The sequence below is a fragment of the Streptomyces sp. NPDC024687 genome (assembly GCF_055559055.1).
In genome coordinates this window covers 273805-300128 of sequence record NZ_JBVHLJ010000008.1, presented here as the reverse complement: position 1 = coordinate 300128, position 26324 = coordinate 273805, and the positions used below count along the sequence as shown (strand labels likewise).

The window sequence follows — 26324 nt, the reverse complement described above, 5'->3', positions numbered from 1 at the left end:
CCGGCGGGCAAACTGAATCCGGCAGTACCCGTGCGATAACGGGGGCAGGATGGTTTCCGCAGCGCGCAGAGAAGGGGACGCCCGGTGTTCACCAGCGTTTTGATGATCGAGAAGGCCCTGACGTCCGCCGACGTGGAGTTCGTCACCACGTTGCACGGTGACGAGTCGGTCGCGTTCCATGTCCTGCTCCAGCCGCGCGGGGACCAGGCCGACCGGCTGTTGCGGGCCATCGACGACGTGGCGCTGGGCGAGCTGGACGAGGCCGTACGGGAGCGGGAGACGCCCGAGGGTGAGGCCGCGAAGGGCGTGGGGGAGCGGGCCCTGGAGGTCTCCCTGCAGGCGCTCAGGGTCTCCGGGAGCGAGGCGGAGGGCCGGCTCATCGAGGACCACCCCCTGGACGCGCTGAAGTCCCTGGTCGACGAGATCGGCGCGGACGAGGTGATCGTCCTGACCGACCCCCACTACGTGGAGGAGTTCTTCCACCGGGACTGGGCGTCCCGGGCCCGTCACAAGGTGGGCGTACCGGTGCTGAAGCTGTTCTCGCACAGCAAGGCATAGGCTGAGCCCGGCATCCGTACCGCACCACCTTGGGGAGACACACGCATGGCACCCGGCCTTCCTACCGCCATGGACCGACCGCACTTCATCGGGATCGGTGGGGCCGGGATGTCGGGGATCGCGAAGATCCTCGCGCAGCGCGGCGCGAAGGTGGCCGGCAGTGACGCCAAGGAGTCGGCGACCGCCGAGGCGCTGCGGGCGCTCGGCGCGACCGTGCACATCGGGCACGCGGCCGAGCACCTGGCGGCCGACGCCACCTGTGTCGTCGTGTCGTCGGCGATCCGGGCCGACAACCCCGAGCTGGCCCGCGCGGCCGAGCTCGGCATCCCGGTCGTGCACCGGTCCGACGCCCTCGCCTCGCTGATGGACGGCCTGCGCCCGATCGCGGTCGCGGGGACGCACGGCAAGACGACCACGACCTCGATGCTGGCCGTCTCCCTGTCCGAGCTGGGCCTGAAGCCGTCGTACGCCATCGGCGGCGACCTGGACGCCCCCGGCTCGAACGCGCTGCACGGCGAAGGCGAGATCTTCGTCGCCGAGGCGGACGAATCGGACCGCAGCTTCCACAAGTACGCCCCCGAGGTCGCGATCGTCCTCAATGTCGAGCTCGACCACCACGCCAACTACGCGTCGATGGACGAGATCTACGAGTCCTTCGAGACCTTCGTGGACCGCATCGCCAAGGGCGGCACGCTGGTCGTCAACGCGGACCACGAGGGCGCCCGGGAGCTGACCCGGCGGGTCACGGCGAGCGGCGTGCGCGTGGTGACGTACGGCGACGCCGAGGACGCCGACGTGCGCGTTCTGTCGGTCGCGCCGCAGGGCCTCAAGAGCGAGGTCACCGTTCTCCTCGACGGCGGGCAGCTCACCTTCACGGTCTCCGTCCCCGGCCGCCACTACGCCCACAACGCGGTGGCCGCGCTGGCCGCCGGTGTGGCCCTCGGGGTGCCCGCCGAGGATCTGGCGCCGGCCCTGGCCGCCTACACCGGGGTCAAGCGGCGCCTGCAGCTGAAGGGCGAGGCGGCCGGAGTGCAGGTCATCGACTCCTACGCCCACCACCCCACCGAGATGACGGCCGACCTGGAGGCCATGCGCGCGGCCGCCGGGGACGCCCGCATCCTCGTCGTCTTCCAGCCCCACCTGTTCTCGCGGACCCAGGAGCTCGGCAGGGAGATGGGCCAGGCCCTCGCACTCGCGGACGGCTCGCTGGTCCTGGACATCTACCCGGCCCGCGAGGACCCGATCCCCGGCGTGACGAGCGAACTGATCATCGCGGCGGCCCGGACCGCGGGCGCGGACGTGACACCGGTCCACGACAAGGCGGACGTGCCCGAGGCGGTCGCGGGAATGGCGAAGGCCGGTGATCTCGTTCTCACCATGGGCGCGGGTGACGTGACGGACCTCGGCCCGCTGATCCTGGACCGTCTCGCGAAGTAAGGGGCTGAGCTTCATGTCGTACGACGTCGAAAAGCCGGACGAGCAGTGGCGTGCGGAGCTGAGCCCGGCCGAGTACGCCGTACTCCGCCAGGCCGGGACGGAACCCGCCTTCACCGGTGAGTACACCAACACCAAGACCACAGGCGTGTACTCCTGTCGCGCCTGCGGTGCCGAACTGTTCACCTCCACCACGAAGTTCGAGTCCCACTGCGGCTGGCCGAGCTTCTACGACCCGAAGGACACGGACGCGGTCGAACTGATCCAGGACCGCTCGCACGGGATGGTGCGGACCGAGGTGCGCTGCGCCCGCTGCGGCTCCCATCTCGGCCACGTGTTCGAGGGTGAGGGGTATCCGACGCCCACCGACCAGCGGTACTGCATCAACAGCATCTCGCTGCGGTTGACGGCGGACGAGGACTGACAGAGCGGTTCCGGTCAGGTGTCCTTCGGGCACCGACCGATCAACTCCGGCCATGTGGGCCTTCTTTGTGATGCGGTGCCGAGTGCGCGGGCGGGATACGGTGCGGACTCGGTGATCCAGAAGGAGGCCCGATGCGCGTCGGGACAGTGTCCGAGGTCCGGCCCGTGTCGGAGTTGCTGGTCGAGAACGCCTCGCGGTACGGCGGCAAGCTCGCCTTCGCCGACGACCGGCGGGCGGTGAACTGGGCCGAACTGGACCTGCGCACACGGCGGTTGGCGGGCGCGCTCGGGGTGCGGCGTGGGACCAGGGTGGCGTTCTGTCTCGACAACAGCGTCGAACTGGTGGAGGGGTTGCTCGCCACGGTCCGGGCCGGTGCCGTCGGGGTGCCGCTGAGTCCGCGCGGGACCCATGCCGAACTCGCGGCACTGCTCGCCGACTGCGATCCGGACGTACTGGTCGTCGACCGGCGGCAGTTGGCACGGATCGCCAGCGTGGTCGGCGAGCGGTCACCGCGGCTGGTGGTGACCGGGGAGGGGCCGGCACCGGAGGGGGTCGTGCACTTCGACGACCTGATGGCGCACGGCAGTTCACCCGGGCCCCGCGACGACCTCGGTCTGGACGAGCCCGCCTGGCTGCTGTACACCTCCGGCACCTCGGGTACCCCCAGGGCCGCGGTCGCCAGCCAGCGATCCGCGCTGTGGTCGCCGGTCGCCTGCTATGTGCCCCGGCTGGGGCTCTCGGCGGACGACCGGCTGCTGTGGCCGCTGCCGCTCGCGCACACCTACGCCCACTCGCTCTGTGTCCTCGGTACGACCGTGGCGGGCGGCAGCGCGCGGATCACCGCGGAGCGGGAACCGGCCGCGCTGGTACGGCTGGTCGAGGAGTTCGCGCCGACCGTGCTGGGCGGAGTGCCGCTCACCTACCAGCAGTTGCTCGACGCCGGACTCGGCGAGGTGCCCTCGCTGCGGGTGTGTGTCACCGCCGGGGCACCGAGCGGTCCGGAACTGCGGGAACGGGTCGAGGAGCGGCTCGGGGCACCGCTGCTCGACGGGTACGGCAGCACCGAGACCTGCGGCAAGATCGCGATGGAGTCGCCGGCGGGGCCGCGGGTGCCCGGCAGCAGCGGGGCCGTGCTGCCCGGCATGGAGGTCCGGCTCGTCGATCCCGGCACCGGGGCGCAGGTCGTGGGCGCCGAGGGGGAGATCTGGGTGCGCGGGCCCGGCGTGATGCTCGGTTACCGCGACGGGGCCGGGGTGGACGCCGACGGCTGGTACCGCACCGGTGACCTGGGGCGGCTGGGCGAGCACGGGTACCTGACCGTCACCGGGCGCGCGAACGACCGGATCGTCCGGGGCGGGGAGAACGTCGACCCCGTCGAGGTCGAGCAGGTGCTGCGCGCTCTGCCCGGGGTGCTGGACGCGGCCGTGGTGGCGCGACCGCATCCGCTGCTCGGCGAAGTCCCGGTCGCGTTCGTCGTACCGGGGGAACGGGCCCTCGACACGGGCGCCCTGCTGCGGGCCTGCGCCGAGGTGCTCTCCGCGCACAAGGTCCCCGAGGACGTGCTGTTCACCCCGGCCATCCCCCGCACCGCGGCCGGAAAACCCCGGCGGGCCGTCCTCCGGGAGGGCCTCGCCGCCCGCCCGGCGGAGGAGGCCCTCGCCGGGCTCGCCGACCGGCCCCCGGCGGAGCGCCGGGCGGCGCTGACCGAGCTGGTGTGCGCACAGACGGCGGCGGTCGGCGGGGCGGGGAGGCCCGGTGGACCGGAGAACCCCGGCGAGCCCGTCGCGGCCGGCGCCTCGCCGGTCCCGGGCGGATCCGCGAGCACCCCGCCGGCCGTCCTTGGCGAGGCCCCCGTCACCGACGCCTCCGCGATCGACCCCCACACCGCCTTCACCGACCTCGGTCTCACCTCCATGGGCGCGATGACCCTGTGGCACCGGCTCGGCCTGCGCACCGGACTGCGGCTGCCCGCCACCCTGGTCTGGGACCACCCCACGCCCGCCGCGGTCGCCGCCCACCTGGACGAGCGGCTGCACGGCGGCGGGCAGGAGAGCACGGCCCCGCGCCGCGGCCCCGCCGCCGAGCCGATCGCGATCGTGGCCGTCGGCTGCCGTTACCCGGGTGGGGTGCGCTCGCCCGAGGACCTCTGGCGGCTGGTGTCCGACGGGGTGGACGCCACCGGGGAGTTCCCGGCCGACCGGGGCTGGGACGTCGACGCCCTGTACCACCCCGACCCCGACCGGCTCGGCACGACGTACACCCGGCGCGGCGGCTTCCTCACCGACGCGGCCGACTTCGACCCGCTGTTCTTCGGGATCTCGCCGCGCGAGGCCACCGCCACCGATCCGCAGCACCGGCTGCTGCTCGAAGTCGCCTGGGAGACGCTGGAGCGGGCGGGCATCCCCGCGCCCGCGCTGCGCGGCAGTGCCACCGGCGTCTACGTCGGCCTGATGCACGGCGGATACGGCGGCGGGGCCTCGCAGCACCCGCTGGAGGCGCACCTCGGCGCCGGTTCGGCGGGCAGCGTGGCCTCCGGGCGGATCTCCTACGTGCTGGGCCTGCGCGGCCCGGCCCTGACCGTCGACACGGCCTGCTCGTCCTCCCTGGTCGCCATGGACCTGGCCGCCGCGGCGCTGCGCGCGGGCGAGTGCACCCTCGCGCTGGCCGGCGGGGTGACCGTACTGGCCAGCCCGAAGCCGTTCGTGGTGTTCAGCCGGCAGCGCGGACTGTCGGCGGACGGCCGCTGCCGGTCCTTCGCGGACGGCGCCGACGGCACCGCCTGGGCGGAGGGCGTCGGCCTCGTGCTGCTGGAGAAGCTGTCCGACGCCCGGCGCAACGGCCACCCGGTCCTGGCCGTGCTGCGGGGCTCCGCCGTCAACCAGGACGGCGCGTCCAACGGGCTCACCGCACCCAACGGCGAGGCCCAACGGGAGCTGATCCGGCTGGCGTTGGCCGACGCCGGACTGGACACCGCCGATGTGGACGTCGTCGAGGGCCACGGCACCGGGACCGCGCTCGGCGACCCCGTCGAGGCGGGCGCCCTGCTGGCCACCTACGGCCAGGGCCGGGACCCCGGCGACCCGGTGTGGCTCGGCTCGGTCAAGTCGAACGTCGGGCACACCCAGGCCGCGGCCGGGGTGGCCGGCGTCATCAAGATGATCGAGGCCATGCGCCACGGCGAACTGCCCAGGTCGCTGTACGCGGAGCAGCCGTCGCCGCATGTCGACTGGTCCGGCGGGGCGGTACGGCTGCTGGAGCGGGCCCGGCCCTGGCCGGAGCGCGACCGGCCGCGCCGGGCGGCGGTCTCGTCCTTCGGGATCGGCGGGACCAACGCGCACGTGATCATCGAGGAACCGGAGGAAGCCGAGGCGGAGGACCGGCCGGAGAGCGTCCGCCCGGAGCCGGGCACAGTCATCCCCTTTCTCGTCGGCGCCAGCGACGAGGCCGGACTGCGCGCCCACGCACGGGAGTTGGCGGCCGCGCTGGCCGACGTCGACGGGGAAGCGGACGTCCTGGACGTCGCGTACTCGCTCGCGACCACCCGCGCGCCCCTCCGGCACCGCGCCGCCGTACTGGCCACCGGCGCCGACGGACTCCTCGCAGGACTGAGGGACCTGGCCGACGGCACCGACAGCCCCGCACTGCGCAAGGACACCGCGCGCGACACCTCCAAGGTGGCGCTGCTCTGCGCGGGCCAGGGCTCCCAGCGCACCGGCATGGGTCGTGAACTGGCAGCCCTGTTTCCCGTGTTCGACGCGGCTTACACCGAACTGTGCGATGCCTTCACCCCGTTGCTCGACCGACCCCTGCGCGAGGTGATCGACGACCCCGACAGCGAGCTCCTGCACCGCACCGACTACGCCCAACCGGCCCTGTTCGCCTACGAGGTCGCGCTGCACACCCTCCTCGCCGACTGCGGAGTACGGCCGGACTTCCTGGTCGGCCACTCGATCGGCGAACTGGCCGCCGCGCACATCGCGGGCGTGTTCTCGCGGGCCGACGCGGTACGGCTGGTCGCCGCACGTGGCCGCCTGATGGCCGAACTGCCCGCAGACGGCGCCATGTTCGCCGTACGAGCGCCACTGGCCGACGTGGTGAAACGGCTCGACGAGGAGCCCGGTGACCGGGTCGCCGTAGCGGCGGTCAACGGTCCCGAGTCCGTGGTGCTGTCCGGTGACGAGGAGGCGGTGTCCGCGCTGGCCGCCCGACTCGGGCGTACGGCGACCCGGTTGCGGGTCAGCCACGCCTTCCACTCGCCGCTGCTCGACCCCATGCTGGACGGGCTGCGGGAGGTCGCCGAGTCGGTCACCTACCACCGGCCGTCCCTGCCGGTGGTGTCGACGCTGACCGGCCGTCCGGAGCCGGACGCGATCCGGACCGCCGAGTACTGGGTACGGCAGGCGCGGGAGACCGTGCGGTTCGCCGACGCGGTGCAGTGGCTGGCGCGGACGGGCGTGACGGCGTACCTGGAGGCCGGGCCGGCGGCGGCGCTGAGCACGGCGGCCGAGGAGTGCGTCGAGCCGGGCTCCGGAGTGCTGTTCACCTCCGGGGCCGAGGCGGCCGTGGCCTTGGCGGAACTGCACGTCCACGGCGTGCCGGTGGACTGGCGGGCCGTGTACACGGGAACCGGCGCCCGGCGGCGGCCGTTGCCCACGTACCCCTTCCAGCGGCAGCGCTACTGGCTCGACGTGAGCGAGCGCGGCGGCGGTGACGAGGGGAAGCTGGTCGGCGAGGCGCAGCCGGACGCCGACGGGCCCGGGACCCGGTACAGCGGTGCGTTGTCCACCGCGCGGCAGCCCTGGCTCGCGGACCATGTGATCGGCGACCGGGTGCTGGTGCCCGCGACGGTCTTCGCCGAGCTCGCCTTCCGGGCGGCGGGGGCGGGCGTGGCGGAGGGCCCGCTACGGCTGTCCGAGCTGGTCCTCCACGAGCCGCTGGTGCTGACCGCGTCGGAGCAGGTGCCGATCCAGGTGGTCGCGGACGCCCCGGACCAGGACGGCAACCGGCCGGTCACCGTGTGGGCACGAGCGGGAGAGAGCTGGACCCGCCATGCCGGGGCGTCGGTCGCTCCGGTCGGCACACCTGCCGCGGTCGCTCAGGGCACGCCGTGGCCCCCTGCCGGTGCCGAGGAGGTGGCCGTCGGCTATGAGCGGCTCGCCGCGTACGGGCACCACTACGGGCGGGCCTTCCGCGCGGTCACCGGGCTCTGGCGGCGGGGTGCCGAGATCTTCGCCGAGGTGGCGCTGCGGCCGCGGGAGGCGGCGGAGGCCGGCGCGTACACCCTGCACCCGGCGCTGTTCGACGCCGCCCTGCACGCCGCGCTGCTGGCCGAGGGGCCGGGCGAGGGGCCGGGCGAGGCGCGGGTCCCGCTCGCCCTCACCGGCGTGACCGTGCACGCGAGGGGTGCCACCGCCGCGCGGGTACGGCTGGAGCGGCTGGGGGCCGACGAGGTACGGGTGACGCTGACCGGTGTGGACGGGCGGCCGCTCGCCACCGTCGATTCCCTGGTCACCCGGGTGACGAAGGTCCGCCCGGCGGAGCTGTACAAGGTGGCCTGGCGGCCCGCCACGGAAGACGGCCGCGCCGGTACCGAGCATGAACTCCTCGACACGGCAGACCTGTTGGCCGAGCCGTACGAGGACATGCCGGGCCGGGTGCGGGAGCTCGTCACGGCCGCCCTCGCCCGGGTGCGCGAGTGGGTCGCCGACACCCGTCCGGGCCGACTGCTGGTGCTCACCCACCACGCCACCGGGGACGACCCGGATCCGGCGCAGGCCGCGCTGGCGGGGTTGGTGCGCAGTGCCCAGTCCGAGCATCCGGGCCGGATCGTGCAGATCGACCTCCGCGGCGGCACCGCCACGCGCGCGGCACTGAACGCCACACTGGGCGCGGCACTGGACGCGGCCCTGCGCACCGGCGAGCCTCAACTCGCCCTGCACGACGGCACGGTCCTGGTGCCCAGGCTGGTCGCCGCGGGCCCCGCGACGGCCGCCCCGCCCGCCCTGGACCCCGACGGCACCGTGCTGATCACCGGCGGCACCGGAGCGCTCGGCGCGAGCCTCGCCCGGTATCTCGTGGCCGAACACGGGTCCCGGCACCTGCTGTTGGCGAGCCGTGGCGGCCGTACTCCCGACTGGGCCGCCGAACTCCCCGCGGAGGTAAGGGTGGTGGCCTGTGACGTGAGCGACCGGGCGGCCGTCGACGCACTGGTCGAGTCCTGTCGGCCGCCCCTGACCGCTGTGTTCCATCTCGCCGGAGTGGCGGCCGACGGCGTGGTGGACGGCATGACCCCCGAGCGGTTGGCGGAAGTGCTGGCACCCAAGGCGGACGCCGCCTGGCATCTGCACGAGGCGACCGCGGACCTGGGACTGGCCGCGTTCGTGCTGTACTCCTCGGCCGCCGGAGTGCTGGGCAGGCCGGGACAGTCCAACTACGCGGCCGCCAACGGCTTCCTCGACGCACTCGCCCAGTACCGGACCGCCCGTGGGCTGCCCGCGCGGTCCCTCGCCTGGGGCCCCTGGACCACCGCGCACGACGACGGCGGCATGGCCGGCCGGGTCGCGCCGCACCTGCTGACCGAGGGCGGGGTGCCCGCCGTCACCGAGCCGGAGGGCGTCGAACTGCTGGACTCCGCGCTGCGTACGGCGGCACCGGTGCTGGTGCCCGTCCCGTTCGCCCGCGCCACGCAGAGCGGCTCGCCGCTCCCGCTGCTCGCCGACCTGCGTCCGCAGCGCCCGGCCCCGGTCACCCTGTCACCGGCGGCCGACCAGGCTCCCGGCGCCTGGCGCAAGAGGCTCGCGGGCACTCCAGAGGCCGATCGCTCCGGGGTGCTGGCCGGTCTGCTCCGCGCCGAACTGGCAGCAGTGCTCGGCTTCCCAGACGCGGACGCGTTCCCCGCCGACCGCGAGTTCGGACAGCTCGGCTTCGACTCGCTGACGGCTCTCCAGTTCCGCAACCGGCTCAGCGCGTTCACCCGGGTGCGGCTGGCGCCGACGGTCGTGCTCGAACACCCCACGCTGGAGGGGCTGTCGGCGCACCTCCTCACCGCGTTGAGGGAGGCGGGTGCGCTGCCGGAGACGGCGGACACCCCGACGGCGGAGACGATCGCTCAAGTACCCGAGTCCGCGTACCCGTTCGCCACCCTCTACCACCGCGTCCTGCGCGAGCAGGGCCCGCTGGAGGCGATGACCCTGCGGTACGTCGCCTCGTACGCCCTGCCGTCCTTCACCGCGGCCGACCGCACCCGGTACTCCGTCGAACCCGTCCGGCTCGCCCGCAGCGGCAGCGGCGGGCAGGCTACGGCGCTCGCCTACCTCCCCGACTACCTCGCCCCCTTCCACCGTGTCCCCACCGGACTGGCCGCACAGTTCGACGGGGAACGGGACGTGTACCTGCTGGAACACCCTGGGTTCGGCGCCCGCCGGGCGATTCCCGACTCGATGGAGACGCTGGCGGGGGCGCACGCCGACGCGGTCCGCGAGCTCACCCGGGGCGGTCCGGTCGTCCTGGTCGGTTACTGCGCCGGCGGCGTGATCGCGCACGAGGTGGCACGCCGACTGGCGGCCGATGGAGTGCCACCGGCCGGTGTCGTCCTGATCGACTCCCACGCGGGCGTGCTCCAGCGCGGTGACGCACGCGCCCTCGCCCTGATGGCGGCCGGTGCCGCCCTGCCGGAGGACGTGGTCGCGGAGTTCGACGACTCGTTGCTGATCGCGGGCGGCGGCTATGCGCGCGTTCTCGAGGGATGGCAACCTGAGCCGGCCCCCGAGCCGTCCCCCGTACCGACGTTGCTGCTGCGCGGCCGGCCGACCGCCGAGATGCGGAGAACCGACTCCGAAGGGGACTGGCCGCCGCACTGGCCGCTGCCCCACGACGCCGTCGACGTCCCCGGCGACCACTACTCCGTCGTCCACCAGGACGCCGACACCACGGCCGCGGCGATCCGCGCGTGGCTGACCGCGTAACTCGTCCGATTGAGAAGTTGGAGTGCACCGATGAATCCCGAGTACGACCTGATCGTCGTCGGTGGCGGGCCGGCCGGCTCGACCGCCGCGGCTGCCGTGGCGATGCGCGGACACCGGGTGCTGCTGCTGGAGCGGGAGACCTTCCCGAGGTACCAGATCGGCGAGTCGCTGCTGCCGGCGACCGTGCACGGCCTGTGCGGCATCCTCGGTGTCGCCGACGAGGTCGCCGAGGCCGGGTTCACCCTCAAGCGCGGCGGCACCCTGCGCTGGGGGCGCGACCCGAAGCCGTGGCAGTTCTCCTTCTCCATGACACCCCGGCTGCCCGAACCCACGGCGACCGCCTTCCAGGTGGAGCGCTCCCGGTTCGACGAGATCCTGCTGCGCAACGCCGCCCGCGTCGGCGCCGAGGTCCGCGAGGGCAGCCCGGTGCGCCGGATCGTCGCCGACGACGAGCGGGTGCGCGGGGTCGAGTACACCGACAGCGACGGCAACGCCCGTACCGCGTACGGCCGTCACGTCATCGACGCGTCCGGCAACACCGGCCGGGTCCACTCCGGGGTGGACGGGAGGCGCGTGTACTCCGACTTCTTCCGCAACCTCGCCGTGTTCGGGTACTTCGCGGGCGGACGCCGGCTGCCCGAGCCGAACCGGGGCAACATCTTCTGCGCCGCGTTCGACGCCGGCTGGCTCTGGTACATCCCGCTGCGCGACGACCTGACCAGCGTCGGCGCCGTGATCTCGCCCGAGCACCACCCGGCCGTCCAGCGGGACCCGCGGGCCGCATGGCAGGACCTGATCCGCGCCTGCCCGGAGGTCGCCGAGCTGCTCGACGGAGTGCCGGCCGCGACCGAGCCGCCGTACGAACGGGTGCGCGTGCGCAAGGACTGGTCGTACTGGAACACGTCCTTCTGGACGCCCGGCATGGCGCTCGTCGGCGACGCCGCCTGCTTCGTGGACCCGGTGCTGTCCTCCGGGGTCCATCTGGCCACCTACGGCGCCCTGTTGGCGGCCCGCGCCGTCAACTCCGCGCTCGACGGCAGTGTGCCCGAGGAGCGCGGATTCGCCGAGTTCGAGGCCCGCTACCGGCGCGAGTACGGGGTGTTCTACGAGTTCCTCATCGCCTTCTACGACATGGAGCGCAACGACCAGTCGTACTTCTGGTCCGCGAAGAAGGTCACGAAGGTCGACAGCACCGAGGTGGCGGCCTTCGCCGAGCTGGCCGGCGGACTGGTCTCGGGTGATGCGGCGGTGCTGGGACCGGAGCGGTTCGGGGCCCACTGGAGTGCCGCGGCGGCCGAACTGGACGGCGCTGTGGGTCGGTTGGCCACGTCGGACGAGCGGACGAACCCGCTGCTGTCCACGCGGGTCGTCGGCGAGACCTTCCGGACGGGCAACGACCTCCAGGAACAGGCGCTCTACGGCGGCCCGCTGGACGACACCGCGCCCGCCGCGCCGGGCCACCTCGTCGCCTCCGCCGACGGGCTGGGCTGGGAGCGGGGGCTGTGAATGGCCGAACCACTGGTCTGTTGACTTTCGGCTGAGCGAGCCAGAGGATTCCCGGGGTGACCCCTACCGAGCACCCGTCCGCCCGCACCGCCCTCCCCGTCGACCTCGACGAGGCCGCCCACCGCTGTCTCGTCGCCGGGTTCGAAGGCACCACGGCCGTCCCCGACACCCTCAAGCGGCTCATCGACCGAGGGCTCGGCGGGGTCATCCTGTTCACCCGCAACGTGCGCGACGCGGAACAGGTGCGCCGCCTCACCGACACCCTGCGGGCCCTGCGCCCCGACCTGCTGGTCGCCATCGACAACGAGGGCGGCGGCATCGGGCACCTGGTCGCCGCGGGTGCCCCGGAGGTCCCCGGCTCCTACGCCCTCGGCGTCGTCGACGACCCGCACCTCACCGCCCGCTGCGCCGACGCCCTCGCCGGACACCTGGCCACCCTCGGCATCACCGCCTCCTACGCTCCCGTCGCCGACGTCCAGCGCGAGGCCGGCAACCCGATCGTGCGCACCCGCGCCTTCGGCACCGACCCCGAACTGGTCTCCCGGCACCTGAGCGCCTGGATCGCGGCCACCGAGGCACGCGGCATCGCCTCCTGCGCCAAGCACTTCCCCGGGCACGGCGGCACCCTCACCGACAGCCACCACGAAGTCGCCGTCGATCCGCGGCCGTACGAGGAACTCGACCTCGGCCCCTTCCGGGCGGCGATCGCCGCGGGCGTGCCGATGCTGATGAGCGCGCACGTCGTCTTTCCGGCGCTGGACGCCAACCGGCCGGCCACGCTCAGCCGGCGAGTCATCGGGGATCTGCTGCGGCACGAGCTCGACTTCGACGGGGTGCTGGTCAGCGACGCGCTGGAGATGAAGTCGATCGCGGACCTGTACGGGGAGGCCGCGGGGGCGCGGATCGCCCTCGCCGCCGGAGCGGACCAGGTCATCGTCGCCGTGGCGGATCTGGGGGTGACCCTGGAGTGCCGGGACGCCGTGCTCGAAGCATTGCGGGACGGGGTGCTGGGCGAGGAACGGGTTCGGGAGGCGGCGGGGCGGGTGCAGCGGCTGGTGGAGCGGTATGCGACGCCGGCGGACGAGGTCGCCGTATGGGACGAAGGGGCGGGCCTGGAGGCGGCTCGGCGGGCGGTGCGGGTACCTCCGGTGGGTCTGCGGGGGGCCCATGTCGTGGACCTGTTCCCGGCGCCGCACCCTGCTTTGAACTGGGGCGGGGAGGACCTGTTGACCGAGGTGCTGGCCGTTGACCCCACTGTCACGGGGACGGCGGTCGCGGGGGAGCCGGCGGATCTGGACGGTGTGGTCGAGGGGATTCTGGCCAAGGCCGGGAGCGCGCCGCTGGTGGTGGCCACGTGTGATGCGGGGCTGCATCCCTGGCAGGCCGGCATGCGGGACGAGCTGGTGGCCCGGCGGCCGGGGGTGGTGCGGGTGGCCACGGGGCTGCCGGAGGAGGGGGCGGTTTGTTCCTACGGGCGGGGGACGGTCAATTTGCGGGCGGTGGCTGAAGTACTGGTCGGGGCGCGGTGATTCGTCTGCGGGCCGGTGGGGGCTGGTCGCGCAGTTCCCCGCGCCCCTTAAGGGCGCTCACCTTCACGGAAACTGTATGAGCTCCTTGACTCCTCTTGCCGACAGGTAGGCCTCGTCCTCCGCCCGTTCCGCCAGTACCACCGCAGGACGCACCCCCTGCTGGCGCAACCGCATCCACTCCTCGAAGTACGCCCCGCCCGGTCCCGACACCGATCGCGTGGACGGTGTGCAGTCCAGGACCAGGGCCGTTTCGCGTGGCTCAGCCGACAGTGATCCAGCGCGCAGTTCGGCGATCGTCGCCGCCACCGCCTCCGCGATCGGCTTGGGTCGTCCCTCCGAGTCGAAGAGCCCCAGCGTGTACTCCAGTTCCGGGAAGTCCGACAGTGAGCGGTCCACGTCGTGGGAGCACCACCAGGTCACGCCCCACAGGCCCGCGCACCCCGAGGCGTTCAGGATCGTCTCGCGGGCGAAGTGCGGGGCGTCGGCGGCCGGGATGTGGGGTTCGGGGGCGCCCGTCTCCTGGATCCAGACCGGGCGGGACGGGTCCTCGGCGTAGGCCTTGGCGAGTTCCGTGCCGTACTCGGCGAGGTGCAGGACCTGGGGGGAGCGGGGGCCGTAGCGGCTCGCGCAGCCGCCGGAGAAGACCCAGGGGTGGACGGTGGTGACGTCCCCCTTGCGGGCCGAGGCCTCAGGGGTGAAGGGATGGTCGTCGCCGTACCAGGCCGCGTCGTACGCGGAGTGCGTGACCAGGCCGCCGGCCGTGCCGAGGCCCTCCCGGGCGGCCGCCAGCAGGGAGTCCAGGTAGTGGTCGACCTCGGCCGCGGTCACCGGGTTGTGCTCGACGAGGTTGTTGAGCTCGTTGCCCAGCTGGAGGCCGATGAGGTTCGGGCGGTCGGCGAGGGCGCGGCCGAGGGTGCGGAGCAGGTCCGCCTGGGCGTCGATCGCCTCCGGGTCGGTGAAGACGTTGCGGTGGTGCCAGCTGCGGGTCCACTCCGGGTAGAAGTCGAAGCTCGACAGATGACCCTGCACGCCGTCCACCAGCACGTCGAGGCCCGCCTCGGCGGCCAGGTCGACCAGCTGGGCCAGCTGGTCCACGGCGGCGGTGCGGATCAGCGTGCGGTTGGGCTGCAGGAGCGGCCAGAGGTGGAAGACCCGGACGTGATCGAGGCCGAGCCCCGCTATGTGGTCCAGATCCTCGCGGGTGCGGACCGGATCGAAGTCGTGCCAGGCGTGGAACCAGCCGTGGCGGGGCGTGTAGTTGACGCCGAAGCGGAGCGTGGGAATGGGATCCTCCTCGGGCCGGGCCTTGTCCTGCGCGAATGTATCAATCACCATAGTCATCGATGGGTAATGATTTGAACCAAGAGTTGGTCGTCGGTGAATTGGTCGTCGGCCTCGACGCCGGCGGCACCCGCACCCGTGCGGTGCTCGCCGCCGCCGACGACGGCCGGGTGCTGGGCGAGAGCACCGGCGGACCGGGCAACGCCATGACAGTCCCGGCCCCGCAGCTCACCGACCACCTCACCGAGACACTCGCCCGGGTGGTGCCCGAGAAACTGCGCCCCCGGGTGGTGGCCGTGACCGGCGGTTTCGCGGGCGCCACGGCGGCCGCCGAGGACGACCCCGGCACCGGCAGGGCCCGCGCCGCCCTCACCGAGGCCCTGCGCCGCCTCGCCGTCCCGACCGGTCGGGTCGGTGTCTGCAGCGACATCGAGGCCGCCTTCGCCGCCGCCCCCGGCACCCCCTCCGAGGGCCTCGCCCTGGTCGCGGGCACGGGCGCGGTCGCCATGCGCATCACCGGCTGGCATGCCACGACCACCGTGGACGGCGACGGCTGGCTCCTCGGCGACGAGGGCAGCGGCTTCTGGATCGGCCGCAGCGCGGTCCGCGCCGCCCTGCGCATGGCCGACGGCCGCGGCCGTCCGACGGTCCTCGCGGGCTGGCTCGGCCACGCCCTGGACCTGCCGGTCGACGTCCTCCCGAAGGGCGGAATCCCTTCCTACGACCGTGGCGGCACCGTCCTGCCGAGCGGTGCCGCGGCCCACCCCACCGGCGTCCCCGGCTGGGAACGCGCCCGGCGTGAGGACTTCCGCCGCCATCTGCTGCCCGCCGTCCTGGCCGATCCGCCGATCCGGCTGGCCCGTTTCGCCCCGCTGGTCGCCGAGGCGGCCGCCGAGAAGGACGCCGTGGCCGAGACCATCCTGAGCGAGGCGGCGGACCACCTGCTGGAGTCCGTACGGGCGCTGGACCCCCGCCCCGGTGAGCGGATCGTTGCCACCGGCGGGCTCCTCGGTCCCGAGGGGCCGCTCACCACCCCGCTGGCCGAACGGCTCCAGGCGCACGGCCTGACCCTGGACTGGGTGGCCGACGGCTGCCCCGGCGCGGTCGCCCTCGCACGGCTGGCGCACCTGTCGTGAGCGATGCCGTGTACCGCGACCCCGCCGCCCCCCTCGACGCCCGCGTCCAGGACCTCCTGTCCCGGATGACCCTGCGCGAGAAGGCAGGTCAGCTCAACCAGCGGATGTACGGCTGGGACGCCTACCGCCGCACCCCCGACGGCGGCTTCGAACTCACCGAGGCCCTGCACGCCGAGACCGACCGCTTCGAGGGACTCGGCGCCCTGTACGGCCTCCAGCGTGCCGACGCCTGGTCCGGCGTGGATCACGGGAGCGGACCCGGCGCGCGGGACGGGGCCGCCCTCGCCGAGCTGGTGCAGCGGCATGTCGTGGCCCGGAGCCGGCTCGGCATCCCCGCGCTGTTCGTCGAGGAGGTCCCGCACGGTCTCATGGCCCTCGACGGCACGGTCCTCCCGGTCAACCTGGCGATCGGAGCCACCTGGGACCCCGCCCTGTACGAGCGTGCCGCCGCCCACGCCGCCGCCGAACTGCGCGCCCGTGGTGGTCACGTGGCCCTCGTCTCGGCGCTGGACATCTCCCGCGACCCGCGCTGGGGCCGCACGGAGGAGTGCTTCGGCGAGGACCCGTACCTCGCGGCCCGGCTGACGCAGGCGCTGGTCCGGGGCATGCAGGGAATGCAGGGCAGCTCCCCGGAGGGCCTCTTCGCCGCCGACAAGGCGCCCGTCGTCCTCAAACACTTCGCCGGGCAGGGTGCCACCGTCGGCGGCCGCAACTCCGCCGAGTCCGAGCTGGGTTGGCGTGAGCTGCACGAGATCCACCTGCCCGCCGCCCGGGCCGGTGTCCGCGCGGGTGCCGCCGCCGTCATGGCCGCGTACAACGAGGTCGACGGCATGCCCTGCTCCGGCAACCGCGCCCTGCTCACCGGGCTGTTGCGCGAGGAGTGGGGCTTCGACGGGCTCGTCATGGCGGACGGCCTTGCCGTCGACCGGCTGGCCCGGATCACCGGCGACAAGGTCTCCGCAGGTGCTCTCGCTCTCAACTCCGGTGTGGACCTGAGTCTTTGGGACGAAGGCTTCACCCACTTGGAGGAGGCGGTCGAGCGGGGACTGGTCAAGGAGGCCGTTCTCGACGCCGCCGTCGCCCGCGTCCTGCGCCTGAAGTTCCGGTTGGGACTGTTCGAGCGACAGCACCCGACGGCCCCCGCGCCGGCCGGCGGGGACGAGCTCAGCAAGGAGGTCGCCCGGGCCGCCGTCACCCTCCTGCGCAACGACGGTGTGCTCCCCATCGGCGGGAACGTCTCACGGATCGCCGTGCTCGGGCCCCAAGCTGCCACCACCGCACACCAGTTGGGCGACTACACGGCCCCTCAGCCTCCCGGCACCGGCAGCAGCGTCCTCGACGCCCTGCGCAGACTCGCCCCACCCGGCCTGGACATCCGTCACACCCAGGGCTGTGCCCTCACCGGCGACGACCTCTCCGGCATCCCGGCGGCGATCGCCCAGGCCGCCGCGTCCGACCTCGCCGTGCTGGTACTGGGCGGCAGCAGCGCCCGTACGCCCGGGACCGAGTTCGACGCCAACGGGGCCGCGCGCACGGCGGTCTCCGAGATGACCTGCGGCGAGGGTGTCGACCTCGCCGGGCTGCGGCTGGGAGGCGCCCAGTACGCGCTGTTGGACGCCGTGGTGGCGACGGGCACACCGACCGCGGTCGTGCTGGTCCAAGGGCGCCCGCACGTCCTGCCGGACACCGCGCCCGCCCTGCTCACCGCCTGGTATCCCGGCCCCTGGGGCGGCGAGGCGATCGCCGAGGTGCTGCTCGGACTCACCGAACCGGCGGGCCGCCTGCCGGTCTCCGTCCCCCGCTCGGCAGCCCAACTCCCCGTCCACTACAACCACAAGGACACCGAGTACGGCGGATACGTCGACGAGAGCGCCGCGCCGCGGTACTCCTTCGGCCACGGGCTGTCGTACACGAGCTTCGCGTACGGCGAGCCGCGGTCGAGGGGACTCACCGTCGAGGTGGACGTCACCAACACCGGTCGGCGCTACGGTCGTTCGGTCGTCCAGGTCTATCTGCGCCGGCTGATCACCCCCACCTGGCCGCGCACCCTCGAACTGTGCGCGTTCGAGGGGGTGAGCCTGGCGCCGGGCGAGCGCCGCACGGTGACCCTGCCCCTGGAGGGCTTCTGCGGCACGGTCGAGATCAGGGTCGCCGCGTCCGCCCGGGAGGCGCTCGAAGCCCGGGGTCAGAGCTTGACGGCCCCCGACGAGACGCCCTTGTAGAACCAGCGCTGGGTGATCACGAACAGCACCAGCACCGGGACCACCGAGATCACCGAACCGGCCATGACCATCCGCTGGTCGTAGCCGAACGACGAGCTCTGCAGGCGCGAAAGCCCCAGCGTCAGTGTCATGTTGCTCTCGGAGCGCAGCACGATCAGCGGCCACAGGAAGTCGTCCCAGGCGCTGATGAAGGTGTTGATGACGACCACCAGGATCGCGCCCCACGCGGACGGCAGATACAGGTGCCGGAAGCGCTGCCACTCGTTCGCGCCGTCGAGCATGGCCGAGTCCTCGATCTCGCGCGGGACCGCGAGGAACGCGCCGCGCATGAGGAGGACGTTGATGGCGCCGACGAAGCCGGGCAGCCACACGCCGGCCAGGCTGTCGACCAGGCCCATGTCCCGGATGCTCAGGAACAGCGAGACCATGATCGACTCGAAGGGGAACATCATCGAGGCGATCAACACCACCCACACCGCCCTGCGGCCCTTCCAGCCGGGCTTGGAGAGCATGTAGCCGGCGGTGGTGGAGAACACCAGCTGACTCGTCACCGACAGGGCGACCACGATCAGGCTGTTCTTGATGTACGTGCCGACCGGCACCTGGTCGAAGACGGTCCGGTAGGCCCGCAGGGTCGGGTGGTGGGGGAGCAGGGTGGCGTTGGAACCGAAGACGTCCTCGCCGGTGCTCTTCAAGGAGGCCAGCAGTTGCCAGAGGAGCGGGCCCACGGTGAGGCCGAGGACCAGGAACAGCAGCAGATAACGGACGATCAGCTCGCGGGGGCGGCCGTAGTCCCGCCAACGCGGCGTCAGGCGGCGGCGCTTGGGAGCGACAGCGGTCGTCGTCATGCCTCGTCCTCCTTCGTCAGGCGCTGCGCCAGCAGGGTCAGCCCCAGCGTCAGCAGGAACAGGGCCACGCTGACGGCCGAGCCGTAGCCGGCGTTGCCGGTGAGGGGGTCCAGGCCGACGTCCCGGATGTAGAAGGGCAGGGTGCGGTCGGCGCCGCCGGGGCCGCCGGTGGAACTGCCGAGCATGTAGATCTCGGTGAACACCCGGAGCGAGCCGATGCCGGTGAGGGTGCCGACGAGCATCATGGCCTGCCGTACGCCGGGCACGGTGATGTGCCAGAAGCGGCGGGCCGCGCCGGCGCCGTCCATGGCGGCCGCCTCGTGGAGCTCCTTGGGGACGTTCCCGAGGGCGGCCAGGTAGAACACCATGTACCAGCCGAGGCCCTTCCACAGCGTCAGGCCCATCGCGGACAGCAGGATCAGCCAGGAGTCGGAGAGGAAGGGGATCGCCGACCGGATCAGATGGGCCTTCTGCAGCCAGGTGTTGACCAGTCCGTCGTCAGCCAGCAGCCACTGCCAGCTCAGACCCACGACCACGCTGGAGGCCAGCACCGGGGTGTAGAAGGCGGACCGGAAGAAGCCGATGCCCGGCAGGTTCTTCTCCACCAGCACGGCGAGGAGCAGGGGCAGCAGCACCATCAGCGGTACGACGATCAGGGCGTACAGGACGCTGTTGCGGGTCGCGAGCCAGAAGTCCGAGTCGTCCAGCATCCGCGTGTAGTTGGCGAGCCCGACGAAGCTCGACGCGCCGCCCAGCGGCTTGGCGTCGGTGAACGACAGCAGGACCGTGTTGAGGAACGGGAACACGCCGAAGATCACCGCGCAGGCGATCGCGGGCGCGGTCCACAGCCAGGGCAGCCACCAACGGCGGTACCTGGCAGCCCCGTTGGCGCCGGGAGCGGGTCCCGGCAGGACGGCCCTGGCGAGGCGGCGGGCGCGGGACGGGGCCGGGCCCGGTACGGAGACCTTCGCCTCCGTACCGGGCGCGGACACCGGCTGCGTGGTGTGCGTCGCCGCCATCAGCTGCTCTGCTTCAGCAGCTCGTTCGCCTTCTCCTGGGCGTCCTTGACCGCGTCCGCCGCGCTCTTCTTGCCCTGCATGGCGAGCTGCACCTGGCCCACGATGGCGTTCTGCACGGCCGAGGAGATGTTGGTCTGGTACGCGGTCGCCGTCTTCAGCTGCTCGGCGACCAGCTTGCGGGCCTGGGCGAACGGATCGTCACCGGTCACCTTCTGGAAGAACGGGTCGTCCAGCGAGGCCGAGGTGGTCGGGAAGATCACCACGTTCGGGTCCTTGCACCAGGCCGTCTGGTTCCGGGCGTCGGTGAGGAACTTCGCGAACGCCAGGGCCGTGGGGGCGTTCTTGCTGGTCGCCGCGGTCGCGATGTACTGCGGGGCGCCGGTGGTGTGGCCGAGCGCGTCGAAGGGCTGCTGGCCCACGGCGGTCCTGTCGTAGACCGACGGGCTGTTCTGCTTCACGAACCGCACGAAGCTCGGGTTGGTCGAGCCGTAGGCGACCTTGCCCTGGCTGTAGAGGGTGGAGGGGTCGTTGCTTGAGGACAGCGAGTCCTTCGGCATCGCGCCCTCCTTGTACAGCTTGGTCATCCATTCGACCCACTGGACCGTGCGCGGGTCGTCGGCGAAGACGGCGGACCTGCCGTCGGCGGAGAGCGTCCTGATGTTCATCTGGTCCCAGTCGGCCGGGATCCGCCACACCGGGTTGGCCATCGTCGCGTAGAACTTGCCCTTGCCCGCCTCGGCGACCTTCTCGTAGTCGGCGAACAGCCCGAAGATCGTGGTCGGCGGCTTGGCCGGGTCGACGCCCGCCTGCTTCAGCAGATCGGTGTTGTACGTCAGCACGATGCCGCCGGTGTACCAGGGCAGCACGGTGTGCACCGAGGCGCCGGAGGCATCCTTCATCACGCTGGACTTCCAGAAGGCCGGCACGAACGGCTTCGAGGCGTCCGGGTCCTTGACGCCCAGGTTGAGCAGGTACCCGGCCTTGGTGAGCGAGGTCGCGGTCGGGGAGTCGGTGTTGAGGACGTCCGGGAGGGTGCAGGCCTGGGCGTCGGCGACCGTGCGCTGGCTGAAGGTGGCGTCACCGGGGTCGTCGATCCACTTGACCTCGGTGCCGGGGTGGGCCTTCTCGAAGTCCTTGATCACGCCGTTGAAGAAGGTCCCGAAGTCTTTCTTCAGGTTGGTCGTCTGGAAGGTGATGCTGCCCTTGACCTCACCGGTGAGCCTGCCCGACCCGACGTTTCCCTTGTCGACCTTGCAGCCGCCGGCGGTGGCGGCACCGCTGTCGGATCCGCCGCCGAGGCCGCAGCCGGTGGCCGCGAGTGACAGAACGGCGATACAGGTCAGGGTGCGGGTCAGTCTCTTTGCGCTCATGTGATGCCCCTCCATGGCTGGTTCAATGAACCAACTCCGACTCTGATTGATGAAAATGTGGACCAGAATTCATCGGAGGTCAATGGTTCCCGTGTTGCGTTTAGGTTCCGTACGAGATCAGTGCCGGTGTTCGTGGTCCGGGTGCGAGGGATCGCCGGGGTGTTCGTGCCCGTGGGAGTACACGACGGTGCTCCTCGCCTGGTCCAGCCAGCCGAAGAAGGCACGTCTGCCAGCCGCCCTCCGCAACTCGCGTGCGATGCCGTCGCGGGCGGTGTCGTACGGCAGGAGGTCCTCCGGTGCCGTCGTCTCACCGAAGGGGTCCTCGCCCTGCCTGAGGGCCTCCGGAGTGAGGAAGCGGTCCCGGTTGCGGTCGTAGTAGTCCCGTACCGCCGTCTCCGGGACCGTCTGTTCGGCTTCCAGAGCGGCGAGGAGGGCGCGGGCGGCGGGAGAGTGGGCGAGGGCCGCGGCGACGATGCTGCCGAGGTCTGCCACGTCCGTCTCGGCGACGGCCAGGACGGAGACGGGGGACGCCTCTTCCGGCACCTTCAGGCCCCGGTCGGCGCAGGCCCTTCGGGCGAGTTCGTCGGTGACGATCACTTGGGTGGCCCAGCGGCGGCGTTGTCTCGCGACGGAGGGCGCCTCTGACTGTCGTCGGGCGGGTGCGTGTTCGTGGTGGCCGGCCGGCGCTTCCAGGAAGGCGTTCACCCGCTCTGTCGGGAGTGGCTCACCGTCTATCAGTGCCGCGTGTTCCGGCGTCACGGAGTCACCTCCAGGGCGATGGCCTTCGTGTACGCAACCTGGCCGTTCCACGCGGCCTTCGCCATGAGCCAGTACGCGCCCGGTGGGATCGACGAACCGTCCACCTCGATCACGAACTCCCGCTGCTCCCCGCCCGGCACCGTGAAGCCCTGCAATCCCGGCCCCACCCCCCGCCACGTGCCCCAGGGCGACACCGCCCACAGCTGACCGCCGACCGGGCCCCGGGTGGTGTTGCGCAGGCTCACCGGAACCTGAGCCCGCTCACCCCCGCGCACGGTGACCCGGTCGGCGGCCAGGTCGCACACCAGGCCCCGCCCGGGGGGCGGTCCGCCTGGTACGTCGAGGCCCACGACGTCCTCGTACGTCTGGCCGCCGTACGGCAGCCGGGCCGTGAGCCAGTGCCGGCCGGACTCGGCGCCCGGCGGCGGTGTCACCGTCACCTCGGCCAGCGAGAAGCCGCCGGGCCCGAGCGTGTACGGCAGTTCGGGGGGCTCGGCGGACCAGCCGGGCGGCACGTCGAAGACCACCGTGCCGTTCGCCGCCGTGTCCGTGAGCTCGGAGCTGATCCGGACGGTGGTGGTGACGGGGCCGCTCGCGGTGAGCGCGGTGGGGGAGAGGTGGACGGACACCGGCATGTTGCCGCGGGGGGCGGGGCCGGAGTTGTGCAGCCAGTAGCGGGTGTGGACGGGCTGGGCGGGCTCGTGGGCGGCGACGCCGGGGTCGGTCCTCGGCTCGGGTGCCAACGGGGGTACGGCCAGGACGGTGGCCACCTCGAAGCCGGTGAGCCCCGCCTCCAGTGCGCCCTCGCCGTCCGGCAGCAGGGACTCCCCGGGCCTTTCCAGTACGTCCGCCCGGGCGCCCTCGGTCCAGGCGACCGGCCCGCGCACCCGCGCCCGTACCGGCCGCCCGTTCACCTCGTGCACGCGGACCACGACCCCGCGCCCCGGATCCGCGGGCGCCGCGCTGCCCCTGGCCAGCGGGGAACCGAGCGGCTTGAAGGCGTCGAGGAGCACCTCGCGGGCCGGCTCCACCGCCAGCAAGGAGGTCTGCCGGGGCAGGAGCGCGGATTCGTTCCCGCCGCGCAGCCGGGCCGTGAGCGGATGGTTGAACTCATGCCCACGCGCGGGGAGTTGCAGGTCCCGCCAGTCGCCCTCGCCCGCGACGACCGCGTACTCGAAGGTGTGCGACCAGCGCTGGAGCTGGAAGCCCGAGCCGTCGGGGGTCGTGCGGCCGGGCGGGTCGATCCAGACGCCGGACGGCCAGCCGGTGCAGGAGCGCATCAAGGACATGTAGAGGTCGCCGGAGGTGGTGACCACACAGCCGGGCGTGCCCCGGTTCAGTACGGCGAACCCGCGCCCGTCCCAGGCGTCACCGGGCGGGAGCGCCTCGCCGCCGCCCGCCGCCGTGGCCGTGACGGTGAAGTCCTCCAGGTCCGCGATCAGCGCGTCGACGGCCTTCGCGTCCCCCGTATGGTCGGCGCCGGCGATCACCAGCAGCGGCAGCCGCTCCAGGTCGCGCAGGTCGGCGCCGGGCACCCACTCCTCGCGCAGGGAGGCGCGCGGCGCTACCCATACCGCCGCCACGCCCCGTTCGGCGACCTGGCGGCGCAGCTCGCGGCCGGCGGCCGGGTCCATGGCGAGCGCCTCGGCGACCAGGGAGTTGCGTTCGGGGCCGCCGACGGCGATCCGGATGTCGGGAAGGTTGGAGTCGACCTCCAGGTCGCCGTAGCGGGGGCCGCCCGCGATGGTCGAGGTCGCGGTGACGCCCGCACGGACCAGGGCCGCCGCGAGCGGGGTGCCCAGCTCACCCGCCTCGTCCCAGTCGGCGTACACCAACTCCGCCACGCCGATGGACCGTTGACCCAGCAGGGCGCCGGAGTCGTTCCGCAGGGCCACCCGTGCCGTGGACCCCAGGGCGAACCAGGTGTTGGCCGGGTTGTCCAGCGTCCACGGGAACCGCTCGCTGTCCACCTCCACGAACCCGAACCCCCGCCCGATCACCGCGTCGGCGACCTCGTGCACGGGCAGCCCGCCGCGCACGTCGGAGGGCCAGCGGACCCGGATGAGGCGGTCGGCGCCGTCGTAGCCGTCGATCGTCGTGGTGATGTCGAGACGGTCGACGCCCGTCCAGAGAGTGAGCGTCTGCGTGTACGTGAACAGGCCGAGGTCGGCCCGGACGGTGATCCGGGACCCGGCCGGGGAGTGCTCGAACTCGATGTCGGCGGTCACGTCGCGGCTGCGCGCGGCGGTCGTGCCGGTCGGGGTGAGGTGCCAGGGGCCCTCGCCGAAGCGCGGGTGCCTCGGGAATTCCTCCTGGACGACCAGTTCGTTGCCGAGGTCACCGGCGGGCAGCAGTTCCCGGCCGCCCTCGGCCAGGGCGCGCAGGCTGCTCACGGTCCCGCCGCGCGCGGGGTCGACCGTCACCTCGTAGAACTCGTTGCGGATGCTCGTGCCCTCGCCGGAGGTCCACTCGGGGAGTGAACCGGCCGCCAGGGGAAGGGACTTGAGACCCATGCCGGGCACCTGCGGGACGACGACCCGGAGGGTGCCGTCCTTCTCGCGTACGGCGGACAGCGGCTGGAAGTCGTCGCCGACCGGTACCAGGCCCGGGTCGTCGACGGTCAGCACGTCCTGCCGTTCCCAGGTGGCGGAGTTGAAGACCACCAGGTCGGGGCCGGTGCCCGGCTCGACCCGGTCGGCCAGCGCCTTCGTCGCGTCGGCGTGCACGGTCTCGGCGAGGTCGGCCAACTCCCGCCAGCCGGTGAGGAGATCGATGTACACCTGGTCCGACTCGGAGCCGGTGACGGCGTCGTGGTGGGCGCCGTAGACCAGTTGCCGCCAGGCCTTGTCGAGGGCCGCGTCCGGATACGGGTGCCCGGTGACGAGGGAGGCGAGGGTCGCCCAGGCCTCCGCGTCGGCGAGGAGCGTCTCGCCGTACCGCTGGGCCTGCTTGGTGTCGATGTAGGAGACGTCCTTGCCGGTGTAGATCGGGTTCATGTCCCGCGTCTGCGGCGAGGCCTTGCGGCCCTCTGTCTCCAGTTCGGCGCGTACGGCGGCGAAGAAGTCCCGGGGGATGCCGGAGACGAACCGCGGCCACACGTACCGGGCGTTCCAGTCCCGGTGGATGTCCATCACCCAGCGGCACGGCGGCGCGTAGTCCCCGCCGACCGGCAGCAGCACGTTCCGGGTGAGCGCGACCTTCTTGAGTCCCTTGAACAGCTTGAGGGCGGCGGCCTCCGCTGCGGGCAGGTCCGGCGCGCTGTCGATCGCCCAGCCGGCGGCGTAGTGGTTGACCATGTACGCGGTCAGCAGCCCGCGTCCCGAGGGGGCGATCCACTCGAACTCGGCCGGGAACTGCATCCGCCCGGGATCGCGCGGCTCCTCCCCGAAGACGGACATCGTGGGCCCCCACTGGTGGTGCGGCCCGCGCGCCCACGAACTGGAGGTCACCCCCGCATCCGCCATCAGCCCCGGGAACTGCGGATCGTGCCCGAACGCGTCCAGCTGCCAGGCGGTCTGCGGGGACGCCCCCATGATCCCGCGCTGGAACCCGTCGCCGTACAGCGCGTTGCGTACGGTCGCCTCGGCGCCGGTGAGGTTGGTGTTCGGCTCGTTGTAGGTGCCGCCCATGACCTCGACGCGCCCGGTGCGGATCAGCTCCCGCAGGAAGGCGCGCTCCTCCGGGAAGGCGTCCCAGTAGGGCTTGAGGTAGTCGACCTCGGCGAGCACGAAGGTGTACGCCGGGTCGCGCCGGGCCAGCTCGCTGTGCGCCCGCACCAGGCTCATCCCGGAGTCGCCGCGGTAGCCGAACGGGCGGGCGGGCAGGCCGGTGGCGGCGGGGTCGTCGACGACGTCCCAGGTCTCGGTGTAGGCGGCCTGGGTGTTCCACCAGACGGGGTCGTAGTGGAAGTGGCTGACCATGAACATGGTCCAGCCGGGCTCGGCGACCGTGAACTCCCCGGTGCCGCTCGCGGTCTCGTCCCCGTCGGTCGCGGTGACCGTGATCGGTCCGCCGGCGCCGGTCACGGGTATCTCGGCGCGTACGGTGCCGTCCTCGCCGACGGTGACGACGGTCTCCCCGGTGCCGCGTCCCTCGACCCGCACGTGGACCGAGCGGCCCGGGAGGTGCCCGATGTCGGCCGACACCACCTGGAGCGGTTGCTCGGGGGTACCGACGAACAGCTCGGTCGACTCAACAGAGGTGACGCGCATGGGGCTCCTACGAGATGACTCGGGGGAGCCCCATCCTGGCACCGAGAGGATGATTCAAACAAC

The 26324-nt window shown here is 72.7% G+C and carries 14 protein-coding genes; 8 read left to right on the top strand and 6 right to left on the bottom strand.

Features of this window, described 5'->3' with window-relative positions; translation table 11 throughout:
* Positions 1-84 precede the first annotated feature (84 nt).
* The 6 genes from ACZ39I_RS30190 (at position 85) to ACZ39I_RS30165 (ending at position 13415) form a co-directional block, all read left to right on the top strand.
* Positions 85-558: an indole-3-glycerol phosphate synthase gene (locus ACZ39I_RS30190; protein ID WP_467247911.1), complete on the top strand. Its 474-nt coding sequence runs from the start codon at positions 85-87 to the stop codon at positions 556-558.
* A gap of 45 nt (positions 559-603) precedes the next feature.
* On the top strand, positions 604-1995 hold the full coding sequence (murC, locus tag ACZ39I_RS30185) for a UDP-N-acetylmuramate--L-alanine ligase (RefSeq protein ID WP_467247910.1): 1392 nt from the start codon (positions 604-606) through the stop codon (positions 1993-1995).
* 13 nt (positions 1996-2008) lie between these two features.
* Complete coding sequence (msrB, locus tag ACZ39I_RS30180; RefSeq protein WP_389996796.1) at positions 2009-2416, top strand: peptide-methionine (R)-S-oxide reductase MsrB; 408 nt, start codon at positions 2009-2011, stop codon at positions 2414-2416.
* Between the two features lie 131 nt (positions 2417-2547).
* A complete protein-coding gene (locus ACZ39I_RS30175) occupies positions 2548-10380 on the top strand; it encodes an SDR family NAD(P)-dependent oxidoreductase (protein ID WP_467247909.1) in 7833 nt (2610 codons plus the stop codon).
* A gap of 30 nt (positions 10381-10410) precedes the next feature.
* On the top strand, positions 10411-11886 hold the full coding sequence (locus ACZ39I_RS30170; RefSeq protein WP_467247908.1) for a tryptophan 7-halogenase: 1476 nt from the start codon (positions 10411-10413) through the stop codon (positions 11884-11886).
* 56 nt (positions 11887-11942) lie between these two features.
* Positions 11943-13415, top strand: coding sequence for a glycoside hydrolase family 3 protein (locus ACZ39I_RS30165; RefSeq protein WP_467247907.1), 1473 nt, complete (start codon positions 11943-11945; stop codon positions 13413-13415).
* Positions 13416-13478: 63 nt separating this feature from the next.
* On the opposite strand, the gene ACZ39I_RS30160 is transcribed toward ACZ39I_RS30165, so the two are convergent.
* On the bottom strand, positions 13479-14750 hold the full coding sequence (locus ACZ39I_RS30160) for a glycoside hydrolase 5 family protein (RefSeq protein WP_467247906.1): 1272 nt from the start codon (positions 14748-14750) through the stop codon (positions 13479-13481).
* 8 nt (positions 14751-14758) lie between these two features.
* Here ACZ39I_RS30160 and ACZ39I_RS30155 point away from each other — a divergent pair, with 8 nt between their 5' ends.
* Together ACZ39I_RS30155 and ACZ39I_RS30150 are read left to right on the top strand one after the other, a co-directional pair.
* Entirely contained in the window at positions 14759-15832 is a 1074-nt protein-coding gene (locus tag ACZ39I_RS30155) for an N-acetylglucosamine kinase (protein WP_467247905.1), read from the top strand.
* Positions 15833-15897: 65 nt separating this feature from the next.
* Positions 15898-18054, top strand: coding sequence for a glycoside hydrolase family 3 N-terminal domain-containing protein (locus tag ACZ39I_RS30150; protein WP_467248082.1), 2157 nt, complete (start codon positions 15898-15900; stop codon positions 18052-18054).
* On the opposite strand, the gene ACZ39I_RS30145 is transcribed toward ACZ39I_RS30150, so the two are convergent.
* The 5 genes from ACZ39I_RS30145 to ACZ39I_RS30125 form a co-directional block, all read right to left on the bottom strand.
* Positions 18018-18902 (bottom strand): carbohydrate ABC transporter permease, encoded by an 885-nt coding sequence (locus tag ACZ39I_RS30145; RefSeq protein WP_467247903.1) that lies wholly within the window; start codon positions 18900-18902, stop codon positions 18018-18020. The two genes, ACZ39I_RS30150 and ACZ39I_RS30145, sit on opposite strands and share 37 nt — an antisense overlap.
* A complete protein-coding gene (locus tag ACZ39I_RS30140; protein WP_467247902.1) occupies positions 18899-19921 on the bottom strand; it encodes a carbohydrate ABC transporter permease in 1023 nt (340 codons plus the stop codon). Before ACZ39I_RS30140 ends, ACZ39I_RS30145 begins: the two co-directional genes overlap by 4 nt.
* Positions 19921-21291, bottom strand: a complete 1371-nt coding sequence (locus ACZ39I_RS30135) for an extracellular solute-binding protein (RefSeq protein WP_467247901.1) — start codon at positions 21289-21291, stop codon at positions 19921-19923. The genes ACZ39I_RS30140 and ACZ39I_RS30135 overlap by 1 nt, the downstream gene beginning before the upstream one ends.
* Positions 21292-21408: 117 nt before the next feature.
* Positions 21409-22050, bottom strand: a complete 642-nt coding sequence (locus ACZ39I_RS30130; protein WP_467247900.1) for a peptidyl-prolyl cis-trans isomerase — start codon at positions 22048-22050, stop codon at positions 21409-21411.
* The gene (locus tag ACZ39I_RS30125; RefSeq protein ID WP_467247898.1) at positions 22047-26261 is read right to left on the bottom strand and encodes a glycoside hydrolase family 38 N-terminal domain-containing protein; all 4215 of its coding nucleotides are present in this window, start codon (positions 26259-26261) and stop codon (positions 22047-22049) included. Before ACZ39I_RS30125 ends, ACZ39I_RS30130 begins: the two co-directional genes overlap by 4 nt.
* Positions 26262-26324: the final 63 nt, after the last annotated feature.

Bases quoted from the DNA above. Each gene is read 5' to 3' on its own strand.
- ACZ39I_RS30135 (WP_467247901.1), bottom strand. From the start codon at position 21,291: ATGAGCGCAAAGAGACTGACCCGCACCCTGACCTGTATCGCCGTTCTG.
- murC (WP_467247910.1), top strand. From the start codon at position 604: ATGGCACCCGGCCTTCCTACCGCCATGGACCGACCGCACTTCATCGGG.
- ACZ39I_RS30145 (WP_467247903.1), bottom strand. From the start codon at position 18,902: ATGACGACGACCGCTGTCGCTCCCAAGCGCCGCCGCCTGACGCCGCGT.
- ACZ39I_RS30160 (WP_467247906.1), bottom strand. From the start codon at position 14,750: ATGGTGATTGATACATTCGCGCAGGACAAGGCCCGGCCCGAGGAGGAT.
- ACZ39I_RS30170 (WP_467247908.1), top strand. From the start codon at position 10,411: ATGAATCCCGAGTACGACCTGATCGTCGTCGGTGGCGGGCCGGCCGGC.
- ACZ39I_RS30125 (WP_467247898.1), bottom strand. From the start codon at position 26,261: ATGCGCGTCACCTCTGTTGAGTCGACCGAGCTGTTCGTCGGTACCCCC.
- ACZ39I_RS30155 (WP_467247905.1), top strand. From the start codon at position 14,759: ATGGGTAATGATTTGAACCAAGAGTTGGTCGTCGGTGAATTGGTCGTC.
- msrB (WP_389996796.1), top strand. From the start codon at position 2,009: ATGTCGTACGACGTCGAAAAGCCGGACGAGCAGTGGCGTGCGGAGCTG.
- ACZ39I_RS30175 (WP_467247909.1), top strand. From the start codon at position 2,548: ATGCGCGTCGGGACAGTGTCCGAGGTCCGGCCCGTGTCGGAGTTGCTG.
- ACZ39I_RS30150 (WP_467248082.1), top strand. From the start codon at position 15,898: ATGACCCTGCGCGAGAAGGCAGGTCAGCTCAACCAGCGGATGTACGGC.
- ACZ39I_RS30140 (WP_467247902.1), bottom strand. From the start codon at position 19,921: ATGGCGGCGACGCACACCACGCAGCCGGTGTCCGCGCCCGGTACGGAG.